Below are 26,644 nucleotides of genomic sequence, written 5' to 3' on the forward strand. Positions count from 1 at the left end.
GGGGGAACGGCCTGCCGCGGCTGGATCAGAGCGTGAAGCTGTCTCCAAGGTAGACACGGCGGACGTCGGGGTTGGACAGCAGCGCTTCCGGTGCGCCCTGCGCCAGCACGCTGCCCTCGTTGAGGATATACGCGCGGTCGCAGATTCCCAAGGTCTCGCGGACGTTGTGGTCGGTGATCAGCACGCCGATGCCGCGCTGCTTGAGGTGGGTGACGATGCGCTGGATCTCGCCGACCGAGATCGGGTCGACGCCGGCGAACGGTTCGTCGAGCAGGATCAGGCGCGGCTTGGCGGCCAGCGCGCGGGCGATCTCGCAGCGGCGGCGTTCGCCGCCGGACAGGCTGGCGCCGGCCTGGTCGGCGACGTGGCTGATCTGCAGTTCGTCCAGCAGCGCCGACAGTTCGCGTTCGCGGCCGTCGGCGTCCAGGTCCTCGCGCAGTTCCAGCACCAGGCGGATGTTGTCGGCCACGCTGAGCTTGCGGAACACCGACGGCTCCTGCGGCAGGTAGCCGACCCCCAGCCTGGCGCGCGCGTACATCGGCTCGCCGGTGATGTCGCGGCCGTCCAGCACGATGCGGCCGGCGTCGCTCTCGACCAGGCCAACGATCATGTAGAAGCAGGTGGTCTTGCCGGCGCCGTTGGGACCGAGCAGGCCGACCACCTCGCCGGCATCCAGCGACAGGCCGAACTCGCGCACGACCTCGCGGTTTTTGTAGCGCTTGCGCAGGCCTTCGGCGACGAGCATTACTTCTTCTCTCCCGCCGCGGCCGGCGCCTTGTTCCTGGGCTGGATCACGGTGCGCACGCGGGTGCCGTCGCCGCCGCTCTGCATGTCGCCGCTGCGGGTGTTGTAGACCATGCGCTGGCCGGCGTTGGAGCCCCGCTCGGAGTCGACCTTGTAATTGCCGGTCAGCACGATCACCTCGCTGTTGACGTTGTAGTCCATGTTGTCGGCGCGGGCGTTCATCCAGGTGCCGTCGTCCATCTGCTGCTTGAGCGTGGCCTGCTTGCCGGTAAGCACGACGCGTTCGGTCTCGCCGTTCTTCTGGATCACGTCGGCGGTGTCGGCATGGATCTCCAGCGTGCCCTGGACGATGACCACGTTGCCGCTGAAACGGTACTTGCCGTTGCCGCCGGCCAGGTTGCCGCCGCTGTTGTCGGCGACGATGTCCATGGGCTGGTTGCGGTCCGATTCCCTGGCCGTGGCCACGCCGGGAACGAGCGTGGCGGCGAGCAGGACGGCCGGCGCGAGCTTAGCGAGCCTGGCGGGCAGCATTGGGTTCATAACGGGTCTTGACCTGGGAAAGAAGGGAATACTGCCGGGATTTCAGGTCGGCCTCGAAGCCGACGCCGCTCTGCCGCAGGCCCGGGCGGGCCATGGTGACGGGCTCGGCGGTACGGGCCAGGCTGCGTTCGGGGAACACGTCCAGCGCGGTGGTGCGGAAGGTCGTCGGCGGGGTGCCGCCCTGCTCGGGGCTGTCGCCGGCGACGTTGCCGCGCAGGCGCAGTTCGTCGCCCTTGGCGCTGACCCAGCCGGTGTCGGCGCGCAGCTGCCAGTGCCGGCCCTCGGCGTCGGGCAGCAGGAACAGCGGCCGCGCGATGACCGAGGTCTGGTCGGACGCATTGCGCTCCATGGACGGCGCGCGCAGCGTGGCTGCCTCCTTGCCGTCCTTGTCCAGGGTGACGATCTCGAAATCGCCCAGCACGTAATCGGCACGGACCTGCGAGGCGCCGGCCGGCGCCAGGGTCGCGCGGTGCCGCCAGGCCGACCAGCCGCTGGCCAGTGCCGCCAGCAGCAGGCCGGTGCCGATGAGCATGCGCCAGTTCATCGCGCGTACTCCGCCACGACCGCGTCCAGCCGGCCCTGCAGCGCCAGCAGCACGTCGCACAGCTCGCGCGCGGCGCCGCGGCCGCCCTCGGCGCGGGTCTGCCAGTGCACGCGCCCGGCGATCAGCGGGTGCGCGTTGGCCGGCGCCACCGCCAGCCCGACCGCGCACAGCGGGGCCAGGTCCGGCAGGTCGTCGCCCATGAACGCCACTTGCGCCAGGCCGATGCCGAAGCGCTCGCACAGCGCGCGCACGCTGGCCAGCTTGTCGCCGACCGCGATCTGGGTGTCGATGCCCAGGTCGGCGCCGCGGCGCTGCGCCGACAGGCTGTTGCGCGCGGTGATCAGCACCGGGTGGATGCCGTGCTTCTGCAGCAGTTTCAGGCCCAGCCCGTCCTGCACGAAGAACGCCTTGCTCTCGTTGCCGGCGTGGTCGTAGTACAGGCGCCCGTCGGTCAGGGTCCCGTCCACGTCGAAGCACGCCAGCCGGATGGTGGCGGCGACGGCATGCAGCTCGGCGGGAAAGTGGGCCAGGGGAGACCAGGACATGGTGCGGGCGATCCGTTGCGGCGGGGGCGGGCCATCGGGCCCGGAAGCGTGATTGTGCGGGCTTTTAAACCACTTTTGCCCGCAACAGGTCATGAATGTTCAGGGCGCCGACGGCGCGGCCTTCGCCGTCGACGACGATCAGGCCGTTGATCTGGTACTGCTCCAGCATGCGCGCTGCCTCCACCGCCAGCTGGTCGGCGCCGATGGTGCGCGGCGCGCGGGTCATCACCTGGGCGATGCCGGCGGTGCGCACGTCCAGGTCGGTGTCCAGCGCGCGGCGCAGGTCGCCGTCGGTGAACAGCCCGACCAGGCGGCCATGCGCGTCGACCACGGCGGTCATGCCCAGGCGCTTGCGGCTCATCTCCACCAGCGCTTCGCTGAGGCTGGCGTCCTCGCGCACGCTGGGCAGGTCGGCACCGCCGTGCATCACGTCGGTGATGTGCAGCAGCAGGCGCCGGCCGAGGCTGCCGGCCGGGTGCGAGCGGGCGAAGTCGTCGGCGGTGAAGCCGCGCGCGTCCAGCAGGGCCACGGCCAGGGCGTCGCCCATGGCCAGCGAGGTGGTGGTGCTGGAGGTCGGCGCCAGCGCCAGCGGGCAGGCCTCGTGGTCCACGTTCACGTCCAGGTGGATGTCGGCGGCGCTGGCCAGGCTGGACTGCGGGCGGCCGGTCATGGCGATCAGCGGGTTGCCCTGGCGCTTGAGCACCGGCAGCAGCATCAGCACCTCGTCCGATTCGCCGGAGTAGGACAGCGCCAGCACCACGTCGTCGGCGGTGATCATGCCCAGGTCGCCATGTCCGGCCTCGCCCGGGTGCACGTAGAACGCGGGGGTGCCGGTGGAGGCCAGGGTGGCGGCGATCTTGCGCGCGATGTGCCCGGATTTGCCCATGCCGGTGGCCACCACGCGGCCGCGCGAGCCCAGGATCAGCCGGCAGGCGGCGGCGAACGCGTCGCCGATGCGGCCGCCGACCCGTTCCAGTTCGGCGCGTTCGATCTCGAACACGCGGCGGCCGCTGGCGATCAGGTCGGCGTCGTGCAGCGAGTCCGGCGAAAGGGGGGAAGCAGCCATGCGGGCGCCACTCGGGGAGTAGAATGGGCGTTCATTTTATTAGGAAAGCGACTTGGACGCCGAGACCATCCAGAACCTGATCGAAGCCGGCCTGCCGGGCGCCCGCGCCCAGGTGAGTGGCGAGGACGGCGTGCACTTCGAGGCCACCGTGGTCTGCGAGGCCTTCGCCGGCAAGCTGCCGCTGGCCCGCCACCGCATGGTCTATGCGACGCTGGGCGAGCTGATGGGCGGCGCGATCCACGCGCTGGCCCTGAAAACCGTCACCCCCGGCGAAGCCGGCTGAGCCGGCCCCCTCCAACCTACTGGCCTCACACACATGGCGAAAATCGTGGTCACCGGCGGCAATGCGCTGAACGGTGAAGTCAATGTCTCCGGCGCCAAGAACGCCGTCCTGCCGATCCTCTGCGCGACCCTGCTGGCCGATGCGCCGGTGGAGATCACCAACGTGCCGCACCTGCACGACGTGATCACCACGGTGAAGCTGCTCGGCGAACTGGGCGCCAAGGTCACCATCGACCAGGGCACCCTGTCGCGCGGCAGCGCGATCGTGGTCGACCCGCGCAGCGTCAACCAGCACGTGGCGCCGTACGAGCTGGTCAAGACCATGCGCGCCTCGATCCTGGTGCTCGGCCCGCTGCTGGCCAAGTACGGCGCGGCGGAAGTGTCGTTGCCCGGCGGCTGCGCGATCGGCTCGCGCCCGGTGGACCAGCACATCAAGGGCCTGCAGGCGCTGGGCGCGGAAATCACCGTGGAGAACGGCTTCATCAAGGCGCGCGCGGAGCGCCTGAAGGGCGGTCGCTTCACCTTCGACATGGTCAGCGTCACCGGCACCGAGAACGTGCTGATGGCCGCGGTGCTGGCCGAAGGCACCACCGTGCTGGAAAACGCGGCGATGGAGCCGGAAGTCACCGACCTGGCGCACTGCCTGATCGCGCTGGGCGCGAAGATCGAGGGGCTGGGCACCGCGCGGCTGGTGATCGAGGGCGTCGAGCGCCTGGCCGGCGGCCGCCACGCGGTGCTGCCGGACCGCATCGAGACCGGCACCTTCCTGGTCGCCGCGGCAATGACCGGCGGCCGCGTGGTGATGCGCAACGCCCGCCCGGACACGCTCGACGCGGTGCTGGCCAAGCTGGCCGAGGCCGGCGCGACGATCGAGACCACGCAGGACACCATCACCCTGGACATGCACGGCCGACGGCCGAAGGCGGTCAACCTGACCACCGCGCCGTACCCGGCGTTCCCGACCGACATGCAGGCGCAGTTCATGGCGCTCAACTGCATCGCCGACGGCGTGGGCGTGGTCAACGAGACGATCTTCGAAAACCGTTTCATGCACGTCAACGAGCTGCTGCGCCTGGGCGCGGACATCCAGGTCGAGGGCCATACCGCCATCTGCCGCGGTGTCGAACGGCTCAGCGGGGCGCCGGTGATGGCCACCGACCTGCGCGCGTCGGCCAGCCTGATCCTGGCCGGGCTGGTGGCCGATGGCGATACCACCATCGACCGCATCTACCACCTGGACCGCGGCTACGAGAACATCGAGGAAAAGCTCGGTGCGCTCGGTGCCCGCATCCGGCGCGTGTCATGATCCTGCGCGGCCGATTCACTCCGCGCCGCCGCGCGCTGCTGGTACTGGTGCTGCTGGCGCTGGGCTGGCTGGGCTGGGCCTGGTACGCCGGCATCGCCATCACCCGTGGCGTGGAGAAGGAGCAGATGGACTGGAACGGCGACGGCCAGGTCAGCCGCGACGAGTTCTTCCAGGCGTTCTACGCGGTGAAGGTGGCCGATACCCAGGAGGGTAACCGCCACTGCCGCAGCTTCGCCTGGCGCCGCACCGGCGAGGAATTCCGCCGCGACTGCCGGACCGTGTTCAAGGCCGACGACGCGGCCGCCGCCAAGCCGTAACCGCCCGGTCGCGGCGCACTGCGCCGCGACGCGGCGTGCCCGCCCAGGCCTGGCGCCGCCCCGCGAACGCTGCGCGGGGCACCCGCCGCAGCCCGTGCCGGCCGCGCCCGGGCACCCGTGGCGCAGATGCCGGGGCTGTCCCGGCCGCTTCCCCGACCCTGCAACCGGGCACCGCGCCGGTGTCCGGCGTGCCCCTGACTGCCTGTGCGCCCGGGACTGTCGTGGCCGCCGGGGCGGGGCTTTGCCCTTCCCATGAACGCAAAACGCCCCTTGCGGGGCGTCGTACGTGCGACCCGGCCGTGGCCGGCGCGGATTACTTGCGGTTCATCCGCGCGTTGCGCTGGCCGGTGGCGGCGGATTTCTCGCCGGCGAACGGGTTGAGCTTGCGCGCGATCCACGGGTACTTCGGCCATTCGCCCTGCAGCCACGGGTGGCTGGGCTCGTTGAGCTCGAGCACGCGCCGGGCGTCGTCGGCCAGGGTCTTGTTACCCAGGTGGACGTAGGACTCGCCGAGCAGCGCCACCGCGTCGTTCTGGAAGGCGCTCTGCGGGTAGGTTTCCAGCAGGTAGGTGGCGCGGCCGGCGGCCGAGACCCAGGCGCCGCGGCGGGCGTAGTACAGGGCGTTGTCCATCTCGTGCTGGGCGAACACGTCGCGCAGCTCGATCATGCGCTGGCGCGCGTCGGCGGCGTAGCGGCTGTTGGGGTAGCGCTCGGTGACGATGTTGAAGTCGGCGTAGGCCTGGCGCGGCGTGGACAGGTCGCGGCGGCTGGAGTCCAGAGACCACACCCGGCGCAGGAACACGGTGTCGCTGTTGCCGTTGGCCAGCCCGCGCAGGTAGTACAGGTAGGCGATGTTGCGGTGGGTCGGGTAGGTGCGGATGAAGCGGTCGATGCTGGACACCGCGTCATCGTTCTTGCCGGCCTTGTACTGGGCGTAGGCGCTTTCGATCATCGCCTGCTCGGTGTACGGGCCATACGGGTACTGGGCGATCAGCCGCCGGAAGCTGGCCTCGGCACCGGACCAGTTGCCGCCTTCCATCAGCTTGTGGCTCTTCTCGTAGAGCCTCTCGACCGGCATGCCCTCGTCGGCGTTCTTGCCCTTGGCGCCGCGGTGGCAGCCGGTGGCGGCGAAGACCAGGACCAGCAGCAGGGCGGTGATGCGGACGGGAGCGGACAGCAGCGGGGAGCGTCGGATCATGGGTCGGGGCGGGACGCGGCAGGAATACGAAGGGGCGATGATAGCCTAGTGGCCTGTCCTGCGACTGACTCCTGTCGCCGGGACCCCCCGAATTCCGCCGATACCCCTGCCATGTCCGACAACGCTTCCCTTCCTTCCCGCCAGGCGCGGGTGCCCGACGCCGCCGCCGGCCGCCGTTTCGACGCCGTGCTGGCCGAGCTGTTCCCCGAATTCTCCCGTTCCCGCCTGAGCGAATGGATCAAGTCCGGGGCAGTGCTGCTGGACGGCGTCCCGGCGCGCCCGCGCGATCCGGTGCGGGGCGGCGAGCTGGCCACCCTGAATGCGACGCTGGACACCGAGACCAACGCCCTGCCCGAGGACATCCCGCTGTCGGTGCTGTACGAGGACGAGCACGTCTTCGTGATCGACAAGCCGGCCGGGCTGGTGGTCCACCCGGGAGCCGGCAACCCCACCGGCACCCTGGTCAACGCGCTGCTGTTCCGCGACCCGGCGCTGGCGTCGGTGCCGCGCGCCGGCGTGGTCCACCGGCTGGACAAGGACACCAGCGGGGTGATGGTCGTGGCCCGCACCCTGCAGGCGCAGACCGCGCTGGTGGAGCAGTTGTCCGCGCGCGAAGTGCACCGCCAGTACCTGGCCGTGGTGAGCGGCGCGCTGGTGTCCGGCGGCACCGCCGACGCGCCGATCGACCGCCACCCGCGCGACCGCCTGCGCATGGCCGTGCGCGAGGATGGCCGCGACGCCGTCACCCATTACCGCCTGCGCGAACGCTTCCGCGCCCACACCGCGCTGGAATGCCGCCTGGAAACCGGCCGCACCCACCAGATCCGCGTGCACATGGCGCACCTGAAGCACCCGATCATCGGCGACCCGCTGTACGGCGGCGCGCTGAAGCTGCCCAAGGGCGCCACCGACGAACTGGTCGCGCAGCTGCGCGGCTTCAGGCGCCAGGCGCTGCACGCCGAGACGCTGGAGTTCATGCATCCGATCACCGGCGAGGCGATCCGCAACAGCGCGCCGGTGCCGGCCGACATGCTGGCGCTGATGAAGGCGCTGCGCGAGGACAGCGTCCTGTTCGCCGAACGCGAGCGGCGCTGAACCATGGCCGCCGCGTTGCCACTGCTGGCGGCGGACTGGCCCGCGCCCCCCGGGGTGCGGGCGTTCACCACGCTGCGTCATGGCGCGGGCGGCTCGCTGCCGCCATTCGACCGTTTCAACCTGGGCAACCGTAGCTCGGCCGAAGGCGACGACCCACAGCAGGTGCAGCGCAACCGCGATGAACTGCAGCGGCTGGCGGGCCTGCCTTCGGCGCCGCACTGGCTGCGCCAGGTGCACGGCACCGGCGTGCTGCGCTTCGACGCACCGCCGGTGGCGCAGGGCGTGGACGCCGAACCCGTCGCCGATGCCGCGGTGACCGCGGTGCCGGGGGTGGTGCTGGCGATCCTCACCGCCGACTGCCTGCCGGTGCTGTTCGCCGCCCGCGACGGCGGCGAGGTGGCCGCCGCGCACGCCGGGTGGCGCGGACTCGCCGACGGCATGCTGGAGGCAACGCTCGCGGCCATGCGGGCGCCGGCGTCGGAGGTCATCGCCTGGCTCGGCCCCGCTGCCGGGCCGGCGCACTACGAGATCGGCGCCGACGTGCGCGACGCCTTCCTGGCACATGCGGCCGCTGCCGAAGCGGCCTTCAGCGGCACCCGGCCCGGGCACTGGCGGGTGGATCTGTACGCGCTGGCACGGCAACGGCTGCAGGCCGCTGGCATGGACCCGGCGGCGATCCATGGTGGCGACCAGTGCACCATCGCCGATCCCGCGCGCTGGTTCTCGCACCGCCGCGATCGTCGCAGCGGACGCATGGCCACGCTGGTGTGGATGGCGCGGTGACCGCGCCGCTGTTCGCGCGGGTGCTCGGCGCCGCCGCGTTCGCCCGGCTGCCGCCGACCCTGCAGGCATTGCATTCGGTGCAGGGCCGGCAGCGCTGGCGCGGCCAGGCCTGCGTGCGCCGCGGCGACCATTGGCTGGTCGCGCCCTGCGCGTGGCTGGCACGGCTGCCCGCGGCGGCGGACGCGGTGCCGGTGACGGTCGAGTTCGTGGCCGAGGGCGCCGGCGAGCGCTGGGACCGCCGTTTCGGCGACGCGCGCATGGCCTCGCGGCTGTGGTCGCGCCAGGGCCGCCTGTTCGAGCGCCTGGGCGCGGTACGCTTCCGTTTCGCGCTGGCGGCCGTGGATGGCGAAATCCACTGGCGGGTCGAGCGGGCCTGGGCGTTTGGCAGCGTACCGTTGCCGGCCGCCTGGTTCGCCCAGGTGCGTTGCCGCGAACGCGTCGATGGCGACCGCTACACGTTCCTGGTGGACGTGGCGATGCCGCTGCTCGGGCCGCTGATCCGCTACGAGGGCTGGCTGTTGCCGATCGGGAACCGGGAGGCAGAACCGGACGTCCCCGTCAGCGGCCGCATCGGCGGAGGCCGCGGCGATGGGTAAAGGGACGTTCGACTCCGCCTCCGGCCCTGCGCCGGTGATCGTGTTCGATGGCGTCTGCGCGCTTTGCAGTCGCTGGGTGCGCTTCCTGCTGCGTTTCGACCGCCACGCCCGCTATCGGTTCGCGGCGATGCAGGGCGCGCACGGGCGCCGGTTGATGCGCGCCCATGGCCTGGATCCGGATGACCCGCTGTCGTTCCTGCTGGTCGAGCAGGGCCGCGCGTATACCGATACCGACGCCATCGTGCGCGTGCTGGCTGGCCTGGGCGGCATCTGGCAGCTGGCCCGGCTGGCGCGCCTGCTGCCCCGTCCGCTGCGCGACCGCGGTTACCGCTGGCTGGCGCGCAACCGCTACCGCTGGTTCGGCCGCCACGACGCCTGCTACCTGCCGACCCCGGCGCAGGCGGCGCGTTTCCTGGATTGAGGAGCCTGTGCGGGCGTAGATGCGGGGCTTGCCCCGCATGGGGTTGTTCCGGTGAAGCTCTGTGCGGGGCGAGCCCCGCACCTACGGGAATCGTGCATTTACAGGCAGGTCCGGATGGCGTGTTTCCGGGTTCGGTCGGGACAACGCCGCAGGCGCGTGGTTCATCAGGGACAACGCAGCGCGGACGTAGATGCGGGGCTTGCCCCGCATGGGGTTTTCCCGGTGAGGCTCTGTGCGGGGCGAGCCCCGCACCTACGGGGATCGTGCATTGGCGGGCAGGTCCGGATGGCGCGTTCCCGGGTTCAACCGGGACAACGCCGCAGGCGCGTGGTTCATCCGGGACAACGCAGCGCAGGCATAGATGCGGGGCTTGCCCCGCATGGGGCTGTTCCGGTGAAGCCTGTGCGGGGCGAGCCCCGCACCTACGGGAATCGTGCGTTTGCAGGCAGGTCCGGATGGTGTGCTCCCGGGTTCGGCCGGGACACCGCCGCAGGCGCGTGGTTCATCCGGGACGACGCAGCACGGACGTAGATGCGGGGCTTGCCCCGCATGGGGCTTTCCCGGTGAGGGTCGGTGCGGGGCGAGCCCCGCACCTACGGGATCGTGCATTTGCGGGCAGGTCGGGGTGGCGCGCTCCCGGGTTTGGCTGGCACCGTGCCGCTCAGTCGCCTTCCAGCGCCTGCAGGTAGTCGCGCCGCCAGCGGTTGATGTCGTGCTCGCGCAGGTGCTGCATCATTGCCTGCCAGCGCTCGATGCGTTCGCCGCGCGGCATGTTGGCTGCGGTGGCGATGGCGTCGGCGACGCCGTCCAGGTCGTGCGGATTGACCAGCAGCGCCTGCTTCAGTTCGTCGGCGGCGCCGGCCAGCAGCGACAGCACCAGCACGCCGGGATCGTCCGGGTCCTGTGACGCCACGTACTCCTTGGCCACCAGGTTCATGCCGTCGCGCAGCGGCGTCACCAATCCCACCGCGGCCTCGCGGTAGAACCCGGTCAGGGTGCTGTGGGCGTAGTTCTGGTTGACGTAGCGCAACGGGGTCCAGTCGGCCTCGGCGTGGCCACCGTTGATGTGCCCGGCCAGCCGCTCCAGTTCGCTGCGCAGCGAACGGTACTCGGCCACGCTGCCGCGCGAGACCGGCGCGATCTGCAGGAAGGTCATGCTGCCCTTCTGCTGCGGGTAGCGGGTCAGGTAGCGCTCGAAGCCATGGAAGCGTTCGGGCAGCCCCTTGGAGTAGTCCAGCCGGTCCACGCCGATGGCCAGCTTGCGTTCCTGCAGGCTGTGCCGCAGCGCGCGCACCGCGCTGTTGCCGGTAGCCACCCGTGCCTGCCGGGCGATGTGCTCGGTATCGATGCCGATCGGGAACGCGGCGATGCGCACGCGGCGCCCGTCGGGCGACTGGATGTGCCCGCTGTCGATGGCGCTGCCACCGCCGAACAGGCGCGCCCAGGAGCGGAAGCGGTCCACGTCGCGCCGGGTCTGGAAGCCGAGCAGGTCGCAGGCGTACAGCGCCGAGAACAGCGAACGATGCTCGGGCAGCGCCTGCACCAGGTCGGCCGACGGCACCGGCACGTGCAGGAAGAAGCCGATGCGGCAACCGATGCCGCGTTCGCGCAGCAGCGCCGCCAGCGGGATCAGGTGGTAGTCGTGGATCCACACCGTGTCGTCGTCGCGCAGCAGTGGCGCGAGCCGGTCGGCGAACAGCGTGTTGACCCGCCAGTAGCCTTCACGCTTGCTGCGGTCGTAGTCCACCAGATCCAGGCGGAAGTGCAGCAGTGGCCACAGCGCGCGGTTGGAGAAGCCGTTGTAGTAGCTGTCCAGGTCGGCCCTGGACAGGTCCAGGGTGGCATAGCGGATGGCGCCGTCGCTGTGTTCGTGCAGTTCCCCGCTGGGGCCGGACACGCTGCGCCCGCTCCAGCCGAACCAAAGCCCGCCGCGTTCCTTCAAGGCCGCCAGCAGCCCCACGGCGAGCCCGCCGGCGCGGCTTTCGCCGGGCACCGCGACCCGGTTGGAGACCACCACCAGGCGGCTCACGAGGCCTCCTGCCAGCTGCGCGACAGCCGCATCGCCGCGGTGATCAGGCCCACGTGCGAATAGGTCTGCGGGAAGTTGCCCCACTGCTCGCCATCGCTGAACGCCAGGTCCTCGGACAGCAGCCCGAGGTGGTTGCGCCGTGCCAGCACGCTTTCGAACAGGGCGCGGGCCTCGTCCATGCGGCCGATCGCGGCCAGCGCATCGATGTACCAGAACGTGCAGATGGTGAAGCTGGTCTCGGGCGCGCCGAAGTCATCCGGGGCGATGTAGCGGAACAGCGCGTCGCCGCGACGCAGGCCGTGGCCGATGGCTTCCACCGTGGCGACGTAGCGCGGGTCGCCCGCCTCCATGAAGCCGATGTCGGCCAGCAGCAGCAACGACGCGTCCAGGTGGTTGCCATCAAAGGTGTCGGTGAAGTGGCCCAGCCGTGGGTTCCAGCCGCGCTCCAGCACCCGCTGGTGGATGTGGTCGGCGCGCTCGCGCCACAGCGCGGCACGCTCGCCGAGCGCCAGGCGCGTGGCGATCTTGGCCAGGCGGTCGCAGGCCGCCCAGCACATCGCGGCGGTATAGGTATGCACCGCGGTGCGCCCGCGGAACTCCCACAGCCCGGCGTCGGGCACGTCGTGCAGGGCATAGGCGCGTTCGCCCAGCGGTTCGAGCCGGGCGAACGTGTGCGCGTCGCCCGGGTCCTTCAGACGCTGGTCGAAGAACAGCTGGGTCGAAGCCAGCACCACGGAGCCATAGACATCGTGCTGCCGCTGCAGCCAGGCCAGGTTGCCGCGCCGCACTGGGCCCATGCCACGGTACCCCGCCAGTGACGGCACTTCATGCTCGTCGAGCCGTTCCTCCAGGCCGATGCCGTACAGCGGCTGCAGGCTGCCGTCGGTGGTGGCCAGGTTGAAGATGTAGCGCAGGAAATCCTCCATCGACCGGGTGGCGCCCAGCCGGTTGAGCGCGCGCACCACGAACGCGGCGTCGCGCAGCCAGCAGTAGCGGTAATCCCAGTTGCGGGCGCTGCCCGGGGCCTCCGGGATGGAGGTGGTCATCGCCGCGATGATCGCGCCGCTGTCCTCGTACTGGCACAGCTTCAGGGTGATGGCACTGCGGATCACCGCGTCCTGCCATTCCAGCGGAATGGACAGGTAGCGGGTCCATTCGCGCCAATAGTCCTCGGTGCGCTGCTGCGCGTCCTGCGCGTAGCTGGCAAGCGCGCGGTCCAGCGGTTCGTCCACGCCCAGCACCAGCTCCATGGGGTGGGCGAGCACGAACGGCAGCGCGTCGCGGATGAAACGCACCGGTACGTCGGTGGTCAGGCGCAGGGTGAAGCCGGGCAGCAGCCAGCGCAGGTGGTTGCTGCCCCAGGTGCAGTCGGGCACGCGCGCGCCCCAGTCGGCCAGCGGCCGCGCCACTACCCGGATGCGCGGGTTGCCCGACAGCGGGCGGATGCGGCGTACCAGGCTCGGCGGCCGGTAGAAGCGGTCGTGGCGGCGCCAGCGCGGCGCGAAGTCGATCACCTCCACCTGGCCACCGTGGCTGTCGCGCAGCACCGTGCGCAGGATCGCGGTGTTGGTGATGTAGTGCTGCTCGCTGCCGGCATAATCCTCCAGCTCGATGGCGAAGTCGCCGCCGTCATGTTCGCGCGGCGACAGCAGCGCGCAGAACGCCGGGTCGCCATCGAACGCGGGCAGGCAACTCCACACCACGCGCGCATGGCGGTCGATCAGGGCACCGAAACTGCCATTGCCGATGACGCCCATCTCGAGATTGGCTTGAAGCATCGCTTCCTCCTTGCTGGTGGGGCGGCCGTGCCGTCCCCGGGGTGCGACCGCGTCCGGATCGATGGCCCGGCGCCGCGGTGTGGCATCAGGCCGCGCCCGCGCGCAGCCACGCGTGCATCGCGGCCACATCCGGCAGGGCATGGCGCGCCTGGCTGGGCGAGCGGTCGCCGACCAGGATTCCGTAGCCGCCGAGCCGTGTCGCCGCGGCGAAGCCGTACTCGTCGGTGAGGTCGTCGCCGACGAACACCGGGCGGCGCCCGGCGAAGGGCGGCGCGCGCATCAGCGTGCTCACCGCCGTGCCCTTGTCGTGGCCGGCGGACACCAGTTCGACCACGTGGTTGCCCGGTTGCAGGCGGACGCCGGGCAGCCGCGGCAACTGCGCGCGCGCGAAGGCTTCGACCGCGGCTGCGGCCTCCGGTGCATTGCGCCAATGCAGCGCCAGGGCCTGGCCCTTGGCTTCCACGCGCACGCCGGGGTGCGCGTGCGCCAGGCGCATCGCCTGCACATGCAGGTCATGCAGCCAGTGGGCGGGGTCGGCGTCTGCCGGCGCGTCGTCGTCGGTGCGGCGCAATTGCGCGCCATGCAGGCCCGCGGCGGGCAAGCGCAGTGGCGCGAACAACTGGTCAAGCTGTGCCAGCGGGCGTCCGCTGACCAGCGCCAGGGCGCCACCGAGGCGTTCGCCGATGCGGGCTATCCAGTCGCGCACCTGTGGTGGCAGGCGGACATCTTCGGGTTGTGCCGCGAACCCGACCAGCGTGCCGTCCACGTCAAGGAACAGGGCACAAGCGGGATCCAGCGCGGGGGGCGGGCTGATGGACGCTTTGACCATTTCCCTACCATGCCACGCGGCACGTGAGAGGAAAGTTATCGTTCCGCCGCGGGCGCATGAAGGCGGATGCTGGAAGCCGGGCACTGGCCCGGCTTCCAGCCGCCGGGTCAGAACGCGTAGCGCACGCGCCCGTACCAGTACGCGCCGTTGCTGCCGATCGGCGACAACACGTCGTAGGGCAGGTTGCCGAAGTAGTGGATGTCGTCGTTGGAGCGGTCCGGGTAGTTGTCGGTCAGGTTCTGTCCACCGACGGCCACGCTCCACTTCGCGGTGACGCGGTACTCCACTTCCGCATCGAGCTGCCATTCCGCGCCATAGGTCTGGGTCGGCACATAGCCGCCACCGAAATCGAACACGCGTCGCGCGCTGCCATGGCGGCTCAGGCGGCTGCCCAGCGACCAGCGCGCGTCGGCCCAGCTCGCCGCCAGCTGCGCGCGGGTGCGCGGCGCCGCGTCGGTGAGCGTATTGCTTTCCTCCACGCCGAACAGCACGTAGTCCGGATCCAGCGCCAGCAGCTGCGGCGGCGTGGCCAGCACGTTCTTCAGCTCGGTCCTGGCGTAACTCCAGGTGCCGGTGAGCAGCAGGTCGCCGCCGCCCAGCGTCTGCCGCCAGTTGGCGACGAACTCGGCGCCGCGGGTGCGTGTATCGGCGGCATTGACGAAGTAGTGCGCGCTCTGCAGCCCGCTCACGCCGAAGCGCTGCTGCACGAAATCGGTGAGCGCGTCGCCGGTGATGCTCTCCGACAGCGCGATGCGGTCGTCGATGTCGATCTGGAACAGGTCCAGCGACAGGTCCAGGTGGCTGCCGATCTGGCTGGTGAAACCGAGGCTGTAGTTGATCGACTTCTCCGGCTTCAGGTCGCGGGCGCCCAGTGCGCGCGCGATCGGGTTGTTCACCGACAGCAGCCGGCCCTGCACCAGCTGGCCGCCGGCGGTGTAGCCGGTGGAGGTGGATTCGAAGCCGGTCTGGCTCAGCGACGGCGCGTGGAAGTTGTTGGAGATGGCGCCGCGCAGCGCGAACGCCGGTGCGAACGCGTAACGTGCGCCGAGCTTGCCGGTGAGCTCGCCGCCGAAGTCCTGGTAATGCTCGTAGCGCGCGGCGAGGTCGGTGGAGAACTTCTCGCCGAAGGTCGAGGACAGGCTGCCATAAGCGCTGAACACGTCGCGGGTGAGGTGGGCCTCGTCCTGCGGGGTCAGGCCGCCGCCGGCCTGCGAGCCGGTGGGGCGATCGGTGTACGCGCCGGCCGCATAGCTGGCCGGGTCGCCGGCGCCGGTCTCGTAGCGTTCGTGGCGCGCTTCCACGCCGAAGCCGAGGCTGTGGCTGTCGTCGGCGCGCACGAAGATGCGACCGACATCGAGGTTGGCCACGGTCTGCTCGAACGCGTAGTCGCCCGTCTTGAAGCGGGTGGGGCTGGCCGGGCCGAGCGAGGCGTTGAGCGAATCGCGCAGGCGGTAGGTGAATTCGTTGCGGCCGTGGTCGAGGCTGGCGTCGTAGTTCCAGTCGCCCCACTGGCCGCGCGCGCCGCCGACCAGCTGCAGGTCCAGGTTCTCGCCTTCGGAAACCGGGCGGTAGCCGTTGGGATACAGCTGCTTCCAGTTGGCTTCGCCGTCCGGATAGCGGAAGTAATTGGCGCCTTCGGTATCGCGCTGGTTGTAGGTACCGAACGCATAGGCCTTGGAGGTGGCGCCGAACGGGATCTCGGTGTTGAACCAGGCGTTGAGATCCTTGCTGGCACCGTCGCCCAGGGCGTAGTTGCGCTTGCCGGCCAGGGCCAGGTTGTCCGGGGTCTGCGCCTCCCACGGCGGGATCTGGTCGAAGCCGGCGCGGTTGGTGGCCTCGCGGTTTTTCAGCTCCAGGCCCACGCGCAGGAAGCCGCCCTGGTTGCTCAGCACGGTGCCGACCTTGGCGCTGAAATAGCTCGTCTGGCCATCGGTGAGGGTGCGGCCGATCGGCTTGAGGTCGGTGTGGTGCGCACCGAAGCTGGCCTCGATGGCGCCGCCCTGCGGGGCATCGTCGAGGATCACGTTGATCACCCCGGCCACCGCATCGGAGCCATACAGCGCGCCGGCGCCGTCGCGCAGGACTTCGATGCGCTTGATCGCGCTGACCGGGATGGCATTGAAGTCCACCGGCGTGGTGCCCTTGCCGATCTTGCTGTCGGTGTTGACCAGCGCCGAGTTGTGGCGGCGCTTGCCGTTGACCAGCACCAGCACCTGGTCCGGCGACAGCCCGCGCAGCTGCGCCGCGCGGACGTGGTCGGCACCGCCGGAGTTGGACTGCCGCGGGAAATTGAACGACGGCAGCAGCGCCTGCAGCGCGCTGCCGAGTTCGCCGTTGACCACGCCGGCCTTGCGGATGTCCTCGGCGGTGAGCACGTCCACCGGCGAGGTGGATTCCAGGACGGTGCGGTCGCTGGCGCGGGTACCGGTGACGATCACCGTGTCGAGCGTGGTCGCCGGGGCGGATGCGTCCTGGGCGTAGGCGGGCGAGGACAGCGCCAGCACGACGGCCAGGCCGAGCGGTGCCGGGGAAATACGGGCCATGGGGGAAACTCCGGGATGACGTGGGGAAGGGGTTTCCGGATGCTTTGTTACATTCATCCGGATGGAGCGATATGTTATCTTCGCGTGATGCCGGTGCCCGGTGCAAGCCCCGCGTGGCATCAGCTCATCCGTAAACGTGATATGCCGCTGCAGCGACGGCCACGCCATCCTTGCAGGCTCCTTCCAGAGGTCATCCATGAAGTCGTCCGCTTTGCTGTTCCCGTTGTTGCTGTGCCTGGGCGGGGTTGCCACCGCCGCCGCTCCCGCCGACCCGCCGGCGGCCACCGCCGCGCTGCACGGCGACGCCGCGCGCCCGGCCGAGGGCGCGCACTGGGTGCGCAGCGAGCTGTATTTCGGCGTCGGCCGCGAGGACGGCGACTCCCGCCGCGAACAGACCGATGCCATCAGCGACGCGCAGTGGCGGGCGTTCCTCGACCGCGAGGTGACCCCGCGCTTCCCCGACGGCCTGACCGTGTTCGACGCCTACGGCCAGTGGCTGTTCCGTGGCGCCGCCGGGCCCGAGCGCCTGCGCACCAAGGTGCTGGTGGTGCTGCACGAGGACACGCCGCAGCGCCGCAACGACATCGAGGCGATCCGCCTGGCCTGGAAGCAGGCCACCCATCACCAGTCGGTGTTGTGGGCGCGCCAGGCGGTGGACGTCTCGTTCTGAGCAACGCGCGCCGGGGCAGGGCGTGGCGCCCGCGCCCCGGCGATGGTTTTCCCTTCCTTCCTCCCGGTTCCCGCATGGCTTCCCTTCCCGCTGCCCCGCGCCCACGCTGGTTCGTCGCCGGCGACCTCAACGGCTTCTTCGGCCTGGTGGTCGACAACCTGTCCATCCTCGGTTTCATCGCCATGGCGCTGGTGGGCATCTTCCAGTTCCCTGCCGAGGTGGTGTTCGGGCGCATGTTCCCGGGCACCGCCTTCGGCGTGCTGGTGGGCAACCTGCTGTACACGCTGATGGCGCGGCGCCTGGCCGCGCGCACGGGCCGCGACGACGTCACTGCAATGCCGCTGGGGCTGGATGCCCCGACCAGCATCGGCATGGCGCTGCTGGTGCTGGGGCCGGCGTTCGCCGGCTTCCGCCAGCAGGGCATGGACCCGCAGGCCGCGGCGATCGCCACCTGGCAGCTGGGCATGGCGGCGCTGGTGATCATGGGCCTGCTCAAGCTGGTGCTGTCGTTTTTCGGCGAGGCGGTGACCCGCGCGCTGCCGCGGGCCGCGCTGCTGGGCTCCATCGCCGGCATCGCGCTGGTGCTGATGGGCCTGCTGCCGCTGCTGGAAGCGCTGCGCTCGCCGGTGGCCGGCTTCGTCACCCTGGGGCTGCTGTTGTACGTGCTGGTCGCCAAGGGGCGGCTGCCGGTACGCGCGCCCGGGGTGCTGGTGGCATTCGTGGTCGGTACCGCGCTGTACTACGGGCTGGGACTGGCGGGGCTGGGCGCGCCGGGCTTCGCCCTGCCGCAGTGGACGCCACCGCAGGTGGTGCTGCCGCTGCCGACGCTGGGCTTCATCGACGGCCTGCCGGCGGCGCTGGACTACCTGCCGCTGCTGCTGCCGTTCGGGCTGCTGATGGTGGTTGGTGGCATCAACGTGTCCGAAAGCGCGCGCGCGGCCGGCGACGACTACCGCACCCGCGACATCCTGCTGGTGGAAGCGGTGGCCACGCTGGTGGCCGGGTGCTGCGGCGGCGTCGCCCAGACCACGCCCTACATCGGCCAGCCGGCCTACAAGCACATGGGCGCGCGCAGCGGCTACACCCTGCTGACTGGACTGTTCGTCGGCATCGGCGGCATGCTCGGGGTGATTTCCGGCCTGGTGCAGTGGCTGCCGCTGGCGGTGCTGGCGCCGATCATCGTGTACGTGGCCATCGACATCACCACCCAGGCGTTCGAGACCACGCCGAAGCGGCATGCCGCGGCGATGGTGCTCGGCTTCCTGCCCTCGGTGGCGTACCTGCTGGCGATCAAGGCACCGGGCTGGATCGCGCCGGAGCGGTTGGCCGAGCTGACCACCACGCTCGACGGCCACGGGCTGCCGGAGCTGGCGGTGATCTTCACTCTCGGCAACGGCTTCATCATCACCGCGATGCTGTGGATCGCCACGGTGGTGGCGATGATCGAACAGCGTCCGCGGCGCGCGTCGGTCCTGCTCCTGGTCGCCGCGCTGCTGACCCTGTTCGGCCTGATCCACTCGGTGGACCCGCGCGGCGGGGTGTACCTGCCGTGGGCACTGCAGGGGCTGCAGCGCAGCATCAGCTGGCAGTTCGCCGGCGCTTACGTGGCGCTGGCGGCGGTGCTGGCGCTGCTGTCGCTGCAGCGGCCACCGCGGCCCGGCTGAGCTGGCGGGGAACCCCGCGCGATCGCCCTGGTCACACCCTGGGTGATCGCAACGACGGAGGTGGTTCCCGATGCAGGACAGGAAAGCGGTATGGCCCTGGGCCGTGGCCGGCGTGCTGGTGCTGGGCGGCGCGGGGTGGTGGCTGTTCCGCGATGAGCTGCGCACGGCCATGCCGGCTGCCCCGCCGCGCGCGGTGGCGACGCCCGCCGGCGGCGATCGCAGCGTGCCGCCGGAGACGCCGCAGACGCCAGCGGCGGCAGCGGGCGTGAGCGCGGCACCGGCGCGATACCCGCTGCCGCGCGATGCGGCCATCGATGCGGCACTGCCGTCGCTGGCGGACAGTGATGCGCGGGTGCGCGAAGACCTCGCCGCGCTGTTCCCGGCGCCGGTGCTGGCGCTGCTGCTGCCCGACCACCGGCTGCAGCGGCTGGTCACGCACATCGACAATCTCGACCAGGCCCGGGTGCCGGCCAGCGCGCTGGCGCTGCGTCCGCTGCCGGGCGACCTGCAGGTCGAAGGCGACGCGGCGTCGGGCATCACCGTGGCCGGCGCCAACGCCGCCCGCTATGCGCCGTACGTAGCGGCCTTCACCGCGGTCGACGCCGATGCGCTGGCGGCGGCCTACATGCGCCTGTATCCGCTGGTGCAGCAGGCGTATCGCGAGCTGGGCCATCCCGGCGGCCAGTTCAACGACCGCGTGGTGGCGGTGATCGACCACCTGCTGCTGACGCCCGAGCCGGCGCGGCCGCCGCTGCTGGAGCGCGACGCGCGCGGCCGCTACCGGTTCGTCGATCCGCAGCTGCAGGGGCGCTCGATCGGACAGAAGGCGCTGTTGCGCCTGGAGGCGGACCAGGCACGCGCGGTGAAGCACCAGCTGGGCGCGATCCGGCGTGCGCTGACACGCGGTGGGCCGGGCTGATTGCGCCCGATCAAGGCGTGGCCGCGGCGCCCCGGGGATACTGCCGGGGCGGGGCGGCCGCGGCTGAACGGGCTCCAGGGGGCGGGCTTGAATCACACCGCCGCAACCGCATCTGAACGAGTATCGCCGGCGACGCCGGCCCCTGATTCGGGATGACCACCATGCGGATGGACAAGCTCACCTCCAACTTCCAGAAAGCCCTGGCCGATGCGCAGTCGCTGGCCGTGGGCCGCGACCACAACATCATCGAACCGGTGCACGTGCTGGCCGCGCTGCTCGACCAGGCCGGGGGCAGCAGCCGGCCGCTGCTGGCCCAGGCCGGGGTCAACGTGCCGCTGCTGCGCGAGCGCCTGGGCGAGGCGCTGGACGCGCTGCCCAAGGTGTCCGGCCAGGCCGGCAACCTGTCGATGGGCAACGACCTGAGCCGCCTGCTCAACGCCACCGACAAGCTGGCCCAGCAGCACAACGACCAGTTCATCGCCAGTGAATGGTTCCTGCTGGCCGCCACCGACGACGGCGGTGCGGCCGGCATGGCGCTGCGCGCGGCCGGTGCCGACCGCAAGAAGCTGGAAGCGGCGATCGACAAGCTGCGCGGCGGCGAGACCGTGCAGAGCGAGAACGCCGAGGAGCAGCGCCAGGCACTGGAGAAGTACACCATCGACCTGACCGCGCGCGCCGAGAGCGGCAAGCTCGACCCGGTGATCGGCCGCGACGAGGAGATCCGCCGCACCATCCAGGTGCTGCAGCGCCGGACCAAGAACAACCCGGTGCTGATCGGCGAACCCGGCGTGGGCAAGACCGCCATCGTCGAGGGCCTGGCCCAGCGCATCGTCAACGACGAGGTGCCCGAGGGCCTGCGCGGCAAGCGCGTGCTGTCGCTGGACATGGGCGCGCTGATCGCCGGCGCCAAGTTCCGCGGTGAGTTCGAGGAGCGCCTGAAGGGCGTGCTCAACGACCTGGCCAAGAACGAGGGCCAGATCATCCTGTTCATCGACGAACTGCACACCATGGTCGGCGCCGGCAAGGCCGACGGCGCCATGGACGCGGGCAACATGCTCAAGCCGGCACTGGCGCGCGGCGAGCTGCACTGCATCGGCGCGACCACGCTGGACGAATACCGCCAGTACATCGAGAAGGACGCCGCGCTGGAGCGCCGTTTCCAGAAGGTGTTCGTCGGCGAGCCGACGGTGGAGGACACCATCGCCATCCTGCGCGGGCTGAAGGAGCGCTACGCCGTGCACCATGGGGTGGAGATCACCGACCCGGCGATCGTCGCCGCGGCCACGCTGTCCAACCGCTACATCACCGACCGCCAGCTGCCGGACAAGGCCATCGACCTGATGGACGAGGCCGCCTCGCGCATCCGCATGGAGATCGATTCCAAGCCGGAGGAGCTGGACCGCCTCGAGCGCCGCCTGATCCAGCTCAAGATCCAGCGCGAGATGCTGAAGAAGGAGAAGGACGAGGCGTCGCAGAAGCGCCTGGCCGACCTGGAGGCGGACATCGACGGGCTGGAGCGCGAGTTCTCCGATCTCAACGAGATCTGGAAGTCGGAGAAGGCCGCGCTGCAGGGCACCACCAAGATCAAGGAGCAGATCGAGCAGGCGCGGCTGGAGCTGGAAGCGGCGCAGCGCCGCCAGGATTTCGCGCGCATGAGCGAGATCCAGTACGGGCTGCTGCCCAACCTGGAAAAGCAGCTGGCGGCGGCGCAGGAAGTCGAACGCAAGGATTTCAAGCTGGTGCAGGACCGGGTGACCGACGAGGAGATCGCCGAGGTGGTCTCGCGCTGGACCGGCATCCCGGTCAGCAAGATGCTCGAGGGCGAGCGCGACAAGCTGCTGCGCATGGAGGAGATGCTGCACAACCGCGTGGTCGGCCAGGAAGAGGCGATCCGCGTGGTCTCCGATGCGGTGCGGCGTTCGCGCGCTGGGCTGTCCGACCCGAACCGCCCCAGCGGCTCGTTCCTGTTCCTGGGCCCTACCGGGGTGGGTAAGACCGAGCTGACCAAGGCGCTGGCCGATTTCCTGTTCGATTCGTCCGACGCGATGGTGCGCATCGACATGAGCGAGTTCATGGAGAAGCACTCCGTGGCGCGCCTGATCGGTGCGCCCCCGGGCTACGTCGGCTACGAGGAAGGCGGCTATCTCACTGAAGCGGTGCGCCGCCGCCCGTACAGCGTGATCCTGCTGGACGAGGTGGAGAAGGCGCACCCGGACGTGTTCAACATCCTGCTGCAGGTGCTCGACGACGGCCGCCTGACCGACGGCCAGGGCCGCACCGTGGACTTCCGCAACACCGTCATCGTGATGACCTCCAACCTGGGCTCGCACCAGATCCAGGAGTTGAGCGCCGACGATTCGCCGGAGGCGTACCTGCAGATGAAGGCGGCGGTGATGGGCGTGGTGCAGGCGCACTTCCGCCCGGAGTTCATCAACCGGCTGGACGACATCGTCGTGTTCCACCCGCTGGACAAGCAGCAGATCAAGCAGATCGCGCGGATCCAGATGCGCGGCCTGGAGAAGCGGCTGGGCGAGCGTGGCATCCGCATCGAGTTGTCGGACAAGGCCTACGAGTTGCTGGGCAATGTCGGTTTCGACCCGGTGTATGGCGCGCGGCCGCTCAAGCGCGCGATCCAGCAGCAGATCGAGAACCCGCTGGCGCAGGAGATCCTGTCCGGCAGGTTCGTCAACGGCGATACGGTGAAGGTGGATGCCGAGGGCGGCCGGTTGGCGTTCGTGAAGTGAGCGCGGGCGGGCTGCGGCCCGCCATCGGGCAGGCGAAGAAGGCGGCCATGGGCCGCCTTCTTCGTTCCGGTGCCGGCGCGCTGCGAGGGCGTTACGGCGTGACCGCTCCAGCTCCGGCTGGCGCCGGTGCGGGTGCCGTGGGACGCTTCGCGCCCGGCCTCGCCAGTGCGTACATCTGCCAGGCGATGTCCTTGAGCAGCGCCTGGCGGTCCTCGCCGTCGGCATACAGGTCGAAGTGGGTGCGGTCCGGCACGAAGCGGAAATCCGAGCGGGCGCCCACCCCGTCCAGCGCCGCCTTCAGCCGCCGCGCGGCACCGTCCAGGTAGAAGTTGTCGGCGGTACCCACATAGACGTGCAGCTTGCCGTCCAGGTCGGGTTCCAGCTGCGGCCAGTCGCGGCGGATCCGCGCCGCGATGTCGTAGTGCTCGCGCCAGTACGCCACCACCTGCGGGTCGACCTGGCCGGTGCCGCGGTCGAACATCGGCATCGGCCGGCCGTCGGCGCCACGTGGCGAGAACACCCACTCGAACGAGGCCAGCTGGCCACCTACCGGGCCGGTCACTTCCTCCAGTTGCGCGAACTGCTGGAAGCTGGCCACCACCTTGCCCTGGTTGCGCACCAGGGGCCAGGGCTGGCCGTCGGCACGGCGGTAGACGTTGGCACCGGCCGTGTACAGGTCGATGCCGCTGAAGTCGTGGAAATCGCTGGAATCGGGCGCGGTGGCCCAGGCGCCGCCGAACAGCGCCGGATAACGCACCTGCAGCCACAGCGCGGCCCAGCCGCCGGAGGAATGACCGTTGAGAAAGCGCCCGGAGGCGTTGCCGTCCATCCGGTAGTCGCGCTCCAGCTGCGGGATCAGCTCCCCGGTCAAGGCCTGGCCCCAGGGGCCGTTGTTGACCGAATCGGCGAATTCGTGGGTGCCGGTCGCGCTGGATTGATCCAGCAGCACCAGGATCATCGGCGGCAGTTCGCCGGCGAGCATGCCCTGGTAGACGCTGGCCGCGGTGCCCACCAGCTTGCGCTGGTTGCCGGTGAAGCCATGGGTGTAATAGACCGCCGGATAGCGCGCCTGCGCGGCGGCATCGTAGCCGGGCGGCAGCACCACCCAGCCACGCATGTGGATAGGCCGGCCCCAGAATGCGCTCAGCGCCGGGCTGGTGAAATCGATCTCCCGGGTGGCGGCCCTAGCCGCGGGCGCCGCCTGGCGGACGGCCTCGGGAAGGCGTCCGGAAAGTTCCCAGGGGTCGCCGGCGGCGGCTTCCCGCTGGTCCAGCAGCAACGTGACGGTGGGCGCGTCCCTGCCCAGCACCACCCGGGTCGGGGCGCTCAGCAGGTCGTCGTGGCCGCGGCCGGCGTAGTTGTTGTCGCGTTGGGTATCGAGCACCGCCTGCACGTAGTACGTGCCGTCGGCCAGCTGCGGGAACGGCGCCGGCCAGGCCAGGGTTTCGGTGTCCACCGGCAGCGTCTGGCCGGGCGCGATGCGGGCGATGTCCATGCCCGCGACGGTGGCGTGGGTGCCGGCGAACAGGCTGGTCTCGACCGCAGGCACCTTGCCGTCCCTGGCGCGTGCTTCGGCGGTTGCGGCCGGCTCGGCGTACAGCAGCAGCCGGCCGGCCACGCCGGCCGTGGCGTCCGCGGGCAACTGCACGCGGATCTGGCCGGCGTGCGCCAGCGCGCACAACGACAGCAGGCCAATGGCATGGACCGCGCGCAGCGGCATCGGAACGGACATGGGGCGCATGGCAGACTCCCGCGTAGCGTGAGGCCGCAGTGTGCGACATGGGGGGCGACGGGGTAAAACCGGCGTTGGCCGGGCGCCGGCGCGCGCCACGGGATACCTGCTCATGCATCCGGGTTATCGGCTGATCACCACGGATCAGCAGTAACCGTTGCAACCAGCGGCCATGGCCGGCAGCGGCTCGGCTATGGTCATGGGCCACCCCTGCATCGAGCCTGTGATGTCCGCGCCGAACTGGAAGCCCGAAACCATCGCCGTGCACGGCGGCTACCGTCCCGACCCGACCACCCGCGCGGTGGCGGTGCCGATCTACCAGACCGTGGCCTATGCCTTCGACGACACCCAGCACGGTGCCGACCTGTTCGACCTCAAGGTGCAGGGCAACATCTACACCCGGATCATGAACCCCACCACCGACGTGCTGGAGCAGCGCATCGCCGCGCTCGAAGGCGGCGTCGGCGCGCTGGCACTGGCGTCCGGGCAGGCGGCCATCACCTACGCGATCCAGACCATCGCCGAGGCCGGCGACAACATCCTGGCCTCCAGCGCGCTGTATGGCGGTACCTACAACCTGTTCGCGCACACGCTGCCGCAGTTCGGCATCCAGACCCGTTTCGCCGACTACCGCGATCCGCAGGCGTTCGCGGCGCTGATCGATGAGCGGACCAAGGCGGTGTTCGTCGAGTCCATCGGCAACCCGCGCGGCAACATCACCGACATCGAGGCCATCGCCGCGATCGCGCATGCGCACGGCGTGCCGCTGATCGTCGACAACACCGTGGCCACGCCGTACCTGCTGCGCCCGTTCGATTTCGGCGCCGACATCGTGGTGCATTCGCTGACCAAGTACCTGGGTGGGCATGGCACCAGCCTGGGCGGGGCGATCGTCGATTCGGGGCGTTTTCCCTGGGCCGAGCACCGGCAGCGGTTCCCGCGCCTGAACACGCCGGACGTGAGCTATCACGGCGTGGTCTACACCGAGGCGCTGGGGCCGGCCGCCTACATCGGCCGCGCGCGCGTGGTGCCGCTGCGCAACACCGGCGCGGCGATCTCGCCGTTCAACGCCTTCCAGATCCTGCAGGGCATCGAGACCCTGGCGCTGCGCATGGACCGGATCAACAGCAACACGCTGGCGGTCGCGGCCTTCCTGCAGCGGCACCCGAAGGTGGCGTGGGTGAACTACGCGGCGCTGCCCGACCACCCCGAGCACGCGCTGGTGCGCAAGTACCTGCGCGGGCACGGCTCGGGGGTGCTGACCTTCGGCCTGCCGGGCGGCCGCGAGGCCGGCGCGCGGTTCCTCGACGCGCTGCAGCTGTTCACCCGGCTGGTCAACCTGGGCGACGCCAAGTCGCTGGCCACGCACCCGGCCTCCACCACCCACCGCCAGCTCGACGCGGCCGAGCTGGAAAAGGCCGGGGTGACGCTGGACACGGTGCGGCTGTCGGTCGGCATCGAGCACATCGACGACCTGCTGGCCGACCTGGAACAGGCGCTGGCGCAGGCCTGAGCGCGGTGATCCGCGCGGGCTCCGGCGGTGCCGAAGCGCGCCGGGCCCACCGGCGGCGTTGCCGCGCCGCCGTGCATCGCGCGGGCGGCCTTACCAGGCGATGGTGAAGCGCTGGCGCAGGTGCCGCGGCTGCTCCAGTTCGTCGACCACGGCCACGGCCAGGTCGGCCGGGCTGATGGTGCCGGGGCCGTCGGCGGCCATCAGCGGGGTGTCGCTGCCGGTGCGGTAGCGGCCGGTGCGCGCGGTCGGGCCACCGGCGTGGAAGCCCACCGGCGGGCTGAGGAAGGTCCAGTCCAGTGCGGATTCGCCCTTCAGGTCCTCCAGCGCGTCGCGCGCGGCGCGGGCGCCATCATGGAACGCCGGCGGGAAATCCGGCGTGTCCACCAGCTGAACGCCGTCGGCGGTGTACAGGCTGCCGGCGCCGCCCACCACCAGGTAGCGCTTGACCCCGGCGGCCTTGGTGCCGGCGACGATCGCGCGCGAGCCCTGCATGAAGTCGTGGTAGATGTCCGGGTTGTCCCAGCCGGCGTTGTAGGCGCTGAGCACCGCGTCGCTGCCGGCCACCGCGGCCTGAACCTGCGCGGGGTCCTGCACGTCGGCACGGACCACGCGCAGGTGGTCGCGCGCGGCGAGTTTTTCCGGGTGGCGGGCCAGCGCGGTGACCGCGTGGCCACGCGCCAGCAGTTCCTCGAGCAGGGCGCGGCCGACGAAGCCGGTGGCACCGATCAGGGCGACGTTCATGGCGATTCCTCGTGTGGATGGCAGGCCCACAGTGTCCTCCCGGCG

Annotated in this window: 24 protein-coding genes; 12 read left to right on the forward strand and 12 right to left on the reverse strand. The window is 70.7% G+C overall.

Translation table 11 applies throughout. The features are described from left to right. Positions 1-25 precede the first annotated feature (25 nt). From lptB to AC06E6_RS07165, 5 genes are all read right to left on the reverse strand, one after another. Positions 26-745 carry an LPS export ABC transporter ATP-binding protein gene (gene lptB, locus AC06E6_RS07145; RefSeq protein WP_104938243.1) on the reverse strand — a complete coding sequence of 240 codons (720 nt, stop codon included), beginning with the start codon at positions 743-745 and terminating at the stop codon, positions 26-28. Further along, positions 745-1,284: a lipopolysaccharide transport periplasmic protein LptA gene (gene lptA / locus AC06E6_RS07150; protein ID WP_202626436.1), complete on the reverse strand. Its 540-nt coding sequence runs from the start codon at positions 1,282-1,284 to the stop codon at positions 745-747. The genes lptB and lptA overlap by 1 nt, the downstream gene beginning before the upstream one ends. After that, positions 1,253-1,828 carry an LPS export ABC transporter periplasmic protein LptC gene (gene lptC, locus AC06E6_RS07155; protein ID WP_240211679.1) on the reverse strand — a complete coding sequence of 192 codons (576 nt, stop codon included), beginning with the start codon at positions 1,826-1,828 and terminating at the stop codon, positions 1,253-1,255. Before lptC ends, lptA begins: the two co-directional genes overlap by 32 nt. Beyond that, entirely contained in the window at positions 1,825-2,373 is a 549-nt protein-coding gene (locus AC06E6_RS07160; RefSeq protein ID WP_240211678.1) for a KdsC family phosphatase, read from the reverse strand. Before AC06E6_RS07160 ends, lptC begins: the two co-directional genes overlap by 4 nt. Positions 2,374-2,437: 64 nt before the next feature. Beyond that, positions 2,438-3,439 (reverse strand): KpsF/GutQ family sugar-phosphate isomerase, encoded by a 1,002-nt coding sequence (locus AC06E6_RS07165; RefSeq protein WP_161614732.1) that lies wholly within the window; start codon positions 3,437-3,439, stop codon positions 2,438-2,440. Positions 3,440-3,491: 52 nt separating this feature from the next. On the opposite strand from AC06E6_RS07165, the gene AC06E6_RS07170 reads away from it, so the two are divergent. From AC06E6_RS07170 to AC06E6_RS07180, 3 genes are read left to right on the forward strand one after another with little or no spacing between them, the layout of a single operon-like run. Then, the gene (locus tag AC06E6_RS07170) at positions 3,492-3,722 is read left to right on the forward strand and encodes a BolA family protein (RefSeq protein ID WP_104938248.1); all 231 of its coding nucleotides are present in this window, start codon (positions 3,492-3,494) and stop codon (positions 3,720-3,722) included. Between the two features lie 33 nt (positions 3,723-3,755). Further along, complete coding sequence (gene murA, locus AC06E6_RS07175; RefSeq protein WP_104938249.1) at positions 3,756-5,027, forward strand: UDP-N-acetylglucosamine 1-carboxyvinyltransferase; 1,272 nt, start codon at positions 3,756-3,758, stop codon at positions 5,025-5,027. Then, positions 5,024-5,344, forward strand: coding sequence for an EF-hand domain-containing protein (locus AC06E6_RS07180; protein ID WP_240211677.1), 321 nt, complete (start codon positions 5,024-5,026; stop codon positions 5,342-5,344). Before murA ends, AC06E6_RS07180 begins: the two co-directional genes overlap by 4 nt. Positions 5,345-5,657: 313 nt before the next feature. Here AC06E6_RS07180 and AC06E6_RS07185 read toward each other — a convergent pair whose 3' ends face one another. After that, the gene (locus AC06E6_RS07185; RefSeq protein ID WP_104938251.1) at positions 5,658-6,542 is read right to left on the reverse strand and encodes an outer membrane protein assembly factor BamD; all 885 of its coding nucleotides are present in this window, start codon (positions 6,540-6,542) and stop codon (positions 5,658-5,660) included. Between the two features lie 111 nt (positions 6,543-6,653). Here AC06E6_RS07185 and rluD point away from each other — a divergent pair, with 111 nt between their 5' ends. Genes rluD through AC06E6_RS07205 form a run of 4 tightly spaced genes read left to right on the forward strand, consistent with a single transcriptional unit; the run spans position 6,654 to position 9,437 of the window. Then, complete coding sequence (rluD, locus tag AC06E6_RS07190; protein WP_240211676.1) at positions 6,654-7,637, forward strand: 23S rRNA pseudouridine(1911/1915/1917) synthase RluD; 984 nt, start codon at positions 6,654-6,656, stop codon at positions 7,635-7,637. Between the two features lie 3 nt (positions 7,638-7,640). Then, positions 7,641-8,420 (forward strand): peptidoglycan editing factor PgeF, encoded by a 780-nt coding sequence (gene pgeF, locus AC06E6_RS07195; RefSeq protein ID WP_240211675.1) that lies wholly within the window; start codon positions 7,641-7,643, stop codon positions 8,418-8,420. Then, positions 8,417-9,016: a DUF4166 domain-containing protein gene (locus tag AC06E6_RS07200; protein WP_240211674.1), complete on the forward strand. Its 600-nt coding sequence runs from the start codon at positions 8,417-8,419 to the stop codon at positions 9,014-9,016. Before pgeF ends, AC06E6_RS07200 begins: the two co-directional genes overlap by 4 nt. After that, positions 9,009-9,437 (forward strand): thiol-disulfide oxidoreductase DCC family protein, encoded by a 429-nt coding sequence (locus AC06E6_RS07205; protein ID WP_240211673.1) that lies wholly within the window; start codon positions 9,009-9,011, stop codon positions 9,435-9,437. Before AC06E6_RS07200 ends, AC06E6_RS07205 begins: the two co-directional genes overlap by 8 nt. Positions 9,438-10,098: 661 nt before the next feature. On the opposite strand, the gene otsA is transcribed toward AC06E6_RS07205, so the two are convergent. From otsA to AC06E6_RS07225, 4 genes are all read right to left on the reverse strand, one after another. Next, a complete protein-coding gene (gene otsA, locus AC06E6_RS07210; protein WP_240211672.1) occupies positions 10,099-11,466 on the reverse strand; it encodes an alpha,alpha-trehalose-phosphate synthase (UDP-forming) in 1,368 nt (455 codons plus the stop codon). Further along, complete coding sequence (locus AC06E6_RS07215; protein WP_240211671.1) at positions 11,463-13,244, reverse strand: glycoside hydrolase family 15 protein; 1,782 nt, start codon at positions 13,242-13,244, stop codon at positions 11,463-11,465. The genes otsA and AC06E6_RS07215 overlap by 4 nt, the downstream gene beginning before the upstream one ends. 85 nt (positions 13,245-13,329) lie before the next feature. Next, complete coding sequence (otsB, locus tag AC06E6_RS07220) at positions 13,330-14,073, reverse strand: trehalose-phosphatase (RefSeq protein WP_240211670.1); 744 nt, start codon at positions 14,071-14,073, stop codon at positions 13,330-13,332. Positions 14,074-14,180: 107 nt separating this feature from the next. Next, entirely contained in the window at positions 14,181-16,616 is a 2,436-nt protein-coding gene (locus AC06E6_RS07225; RefSeq protein WP_478060734.1) for a TonB-dependent receptor plug domain-containing protein, read from the reverse strand. 196 nt (positions 16,617-16,812) lie between these two features. On the opposite strand from AC06E6_RS07225, the gene AC06E6_RS07230 reads away from it, so the two are divergent. The 4 genes from AC06E6_RS07230 (at position 16,813) to clpB (ending at position 22,613) form a co-directional block, all read left to right on the forward strand. Next, a complete protein-coding gene (locus AC06E6_RS07230; protein ID WP_240211668.1) occupies positions 16,813-17,286 on the forward strand; it encodes a DUF3574 domain-containing protein in 474 nt (157 codons plus the stop codon). Positions 17,287-17,360: 74 nt separating this feature from the next. Then, a complete protein-coding gene (locus tag AC06E6_RS07235; protein ID WP_240211667.1) occupies positions 17,361-18,950 on the forward strand; it encodes a SulP family inorganic anion transporter in 1,590 nt (529 codons plus the stop codon). Between the two features lie 70 nt (positions 18,951-19,020). After that, positions 19,021-19,869, forward strand: coding sequence for a DUF3014 domain-containing protein (locus AC06E6_RS07240; RefSeq protein ID WP_240211666.1), 849 nt, complete (start codon positions 19,021-19,023; stop codon positions 19,867-19,869). Between the two features lie 161 nt (positions 19,870-20,030). Then, the gene (gene clpB / locus AC06E6_RS07245; RefSeq protein WP_240211719.1) at positions 20,031-22,613 is read left to right on the forward strand and encodes an ATP-dependent chaperone ClpB; all 2,583 of its coding nucleotides are present in this window, start codon (positions 20,031-20,033) and stop codon (positions 22,611-22,613) included. 91 nt (positions 22,614-22,704) lie between these two features. Here the strand turns inward: clpB and AC06E6_RS07250 are convergent, their stop codons facing one another. After that, positions 22,705-24,345 carry an alpha/beta hydrolase gene (locus tag AC06E6_RS07250; RefSeq protein ID WP_240211665.1) on the reverse strand — a complete coding sequence of 547 codons (1,641 nt, stop codon included), beginning with the start codon at positions 24,343-24,345 and terminating at the stop codon, positions 22,705-22,707. A gap of 226 nt (positions 24,346-24,571) precedes the next feature. Here AC06E6_RS07250 and AC06E6_RS07255 point away from each other — a divergent pair, with 226 nt between their 5' ends. After that, positions 24,572-25,858 (forward strand): O-acetylhomoserine aminocarboxypropyltransferase/cysteine synthase family protein, encoded by a 1,287-nt coding sequence (locus tag AC06E6_RS07255; RefSeq protein ID WP_104940137.1) that lies wholly within the window; start codon positions 24,572-24,574, stop codon positions 25,856-25,858. 90 nt (positions 25,859-25,948) lie between these two features. Here the strand turns inward: AC06E6_RS07255 and AC06E6_RS07260 are convergent, their stop codons facing one another. Continuing rightward, a complete protein-coding gene (locus AC06E6_RS07260; RefSeq protein ID WP_161614718.1) occupies positions 25,949-26,599 on the reverse strand; it encodes an NAD(P)-dependent oxidoreductase in 651 nt (216 codons plus the stop codon). Positions 26,600-26,644 lie beyond the last annotated feature (45 nt).

The organism is Stenotrophomonas sp. Steno-Z10-HUANG (assembly GCF_056393075.1).

Coding starts and splice junctions, on each gene's coding strand:
- AC06E6_RS07165 (WP_161614732.1), bottom strand. CDS start 3,439: ATGGCTGCTTCCCCCCTTTCGCCGGACTCGCTGCACGACGCCGACCTG.
- rluD (WP_240211676.1), top strand. CDS start 6,654: ATGTCCGACAACGCTTCCCTTCCTTCCCGCCAGGCGCGGGTGCCCGAC.
- AC06E6_RS07160 (WP_240211678.1), bottom strand. CDS start 2,373: ATGTCCTGGTCTCCCCTGGCCCACTTTCCCGCCGAGCTGCATGCCGTC.
- AC06E6_RS07230 (WP_240211668.1), top strand. CDS start 16,813: ATGAAGTCGTCCGCTTTGCTGTTCCCGTTGTTGCTGTGCCTGGGCGGG.
- AC06E6_RS07250 (WP_240211665.1), bottom strand. CDS start 24,345: ATGTCCGTTCCGATGCCGCTGCGCGCGGTCCATGCCATTGGCCTGCTG.
- AC06E6_RS07240 (WP_240211666.1), top strand. CDS start 19,021: ATGCAGGACAGGAAAGCGGTATGGCCCTGGGCCGTGGCCGGCGTGCTG.
- AC06E6_RS07185 (WP_104938251.1), bottom strand. CDS start 6,542: ATGATCCGACGCTCCCCGCTGCTGTCCGCTCCCGTCCGCATCACCGCC.
- murA (WP_104938249.1), top strand. CDS start 3,756: ATGGCGAAAATCGTGGTCACCGGCGGCAATGCGCTGAACGGTGAAGTC.
- lptA (WP_202626436.1), bottom strand. CDS start 1,284: ATGAACCCAATGCTGCCCGCCAGGCTCGCTAAGCTCGCGCCGGCCGTC.
- AC06E6_RS07255 (WP_104940137.1), top strand. CDS start 24,572: ATGTCCGCGCCGAACTGGAAGCCCGAAACCATCGCCGTGCACGGCGGC.
- AC06E6_RS07180 (WP_240211677.1), top strand. CDS start 5,024: ATGATCCTGCGCGGCCGATTCACTCCGCGCCGCCGCGCGCTGCTGGTA.
- lptC (WP_240211679.1), bottom strand. CDS start 1,828: ATGAACTGGCGCATGCTCATCGGCACCGGCCTGCTGCTGGCGGCACTG.
- lptB (WP_104938243.1), bottom strand. CDS start 745: ATGCTCGTCGCCGAAGGCCTGCGCAAGCGCTACAAAAACCGCGAGGTC.
- otsB (WP_240211670.1), bottom strand. CDS start 14,073: ATGGTCAAAGCGTCCATCAGCCCGCCCCCCGCGCTGGATCCCGCTTGT.
- AC06E6_RS07260 (WP_161614718.1), bottom strand. CDS start 26,599: ATGAACGTCGCCCTGATCGGTGCCACCGGCTTCGTCGGCCGCGCCCTG.
- AC06E6_RS07205 (WP_240211673.1), top strand. CDS start 9,009: ATGGGTAAAGGGACGTTCGACTCCGCCTCCGGCCCTGCGCCGGTGATC.
- AC06E6_RS07235 (WP_240211667.1), top strand. CDS start 17,361: ATGGCTTCCCTTCCCGCTGCCCCGCGCCCACGCTGGTTCGTCGCCGGC.
- AC06E6_RS07215 (WP_240211671.1), bottom strand. CDS start 13,244: ATGCTTCAAGCCAATCTCGAGATGGGCGTCATCGGCAATGGCAGTTTC.
- pgeF (WP_240211675.1), top strand. CDS start 7,641: ATGGCCGCCGCGTTGCCACTGCTGGCGGCGGACTGGCCCGCGCCCCCC.
- clpB (WP_240211719.1), top strand. CDS start 20,031: ATGCGGATGGACAAGCTCACCTCCAACTTCCAGAAAGCCCTGGCCGAT.
- AC06E6_RS07225 (WP_478060734.1), bottom strand. CDS start 16,616: ATGGCCCGTATTTCCCCGGCACCGCTCGGCCTGGCCGTCGTGCTGGCG.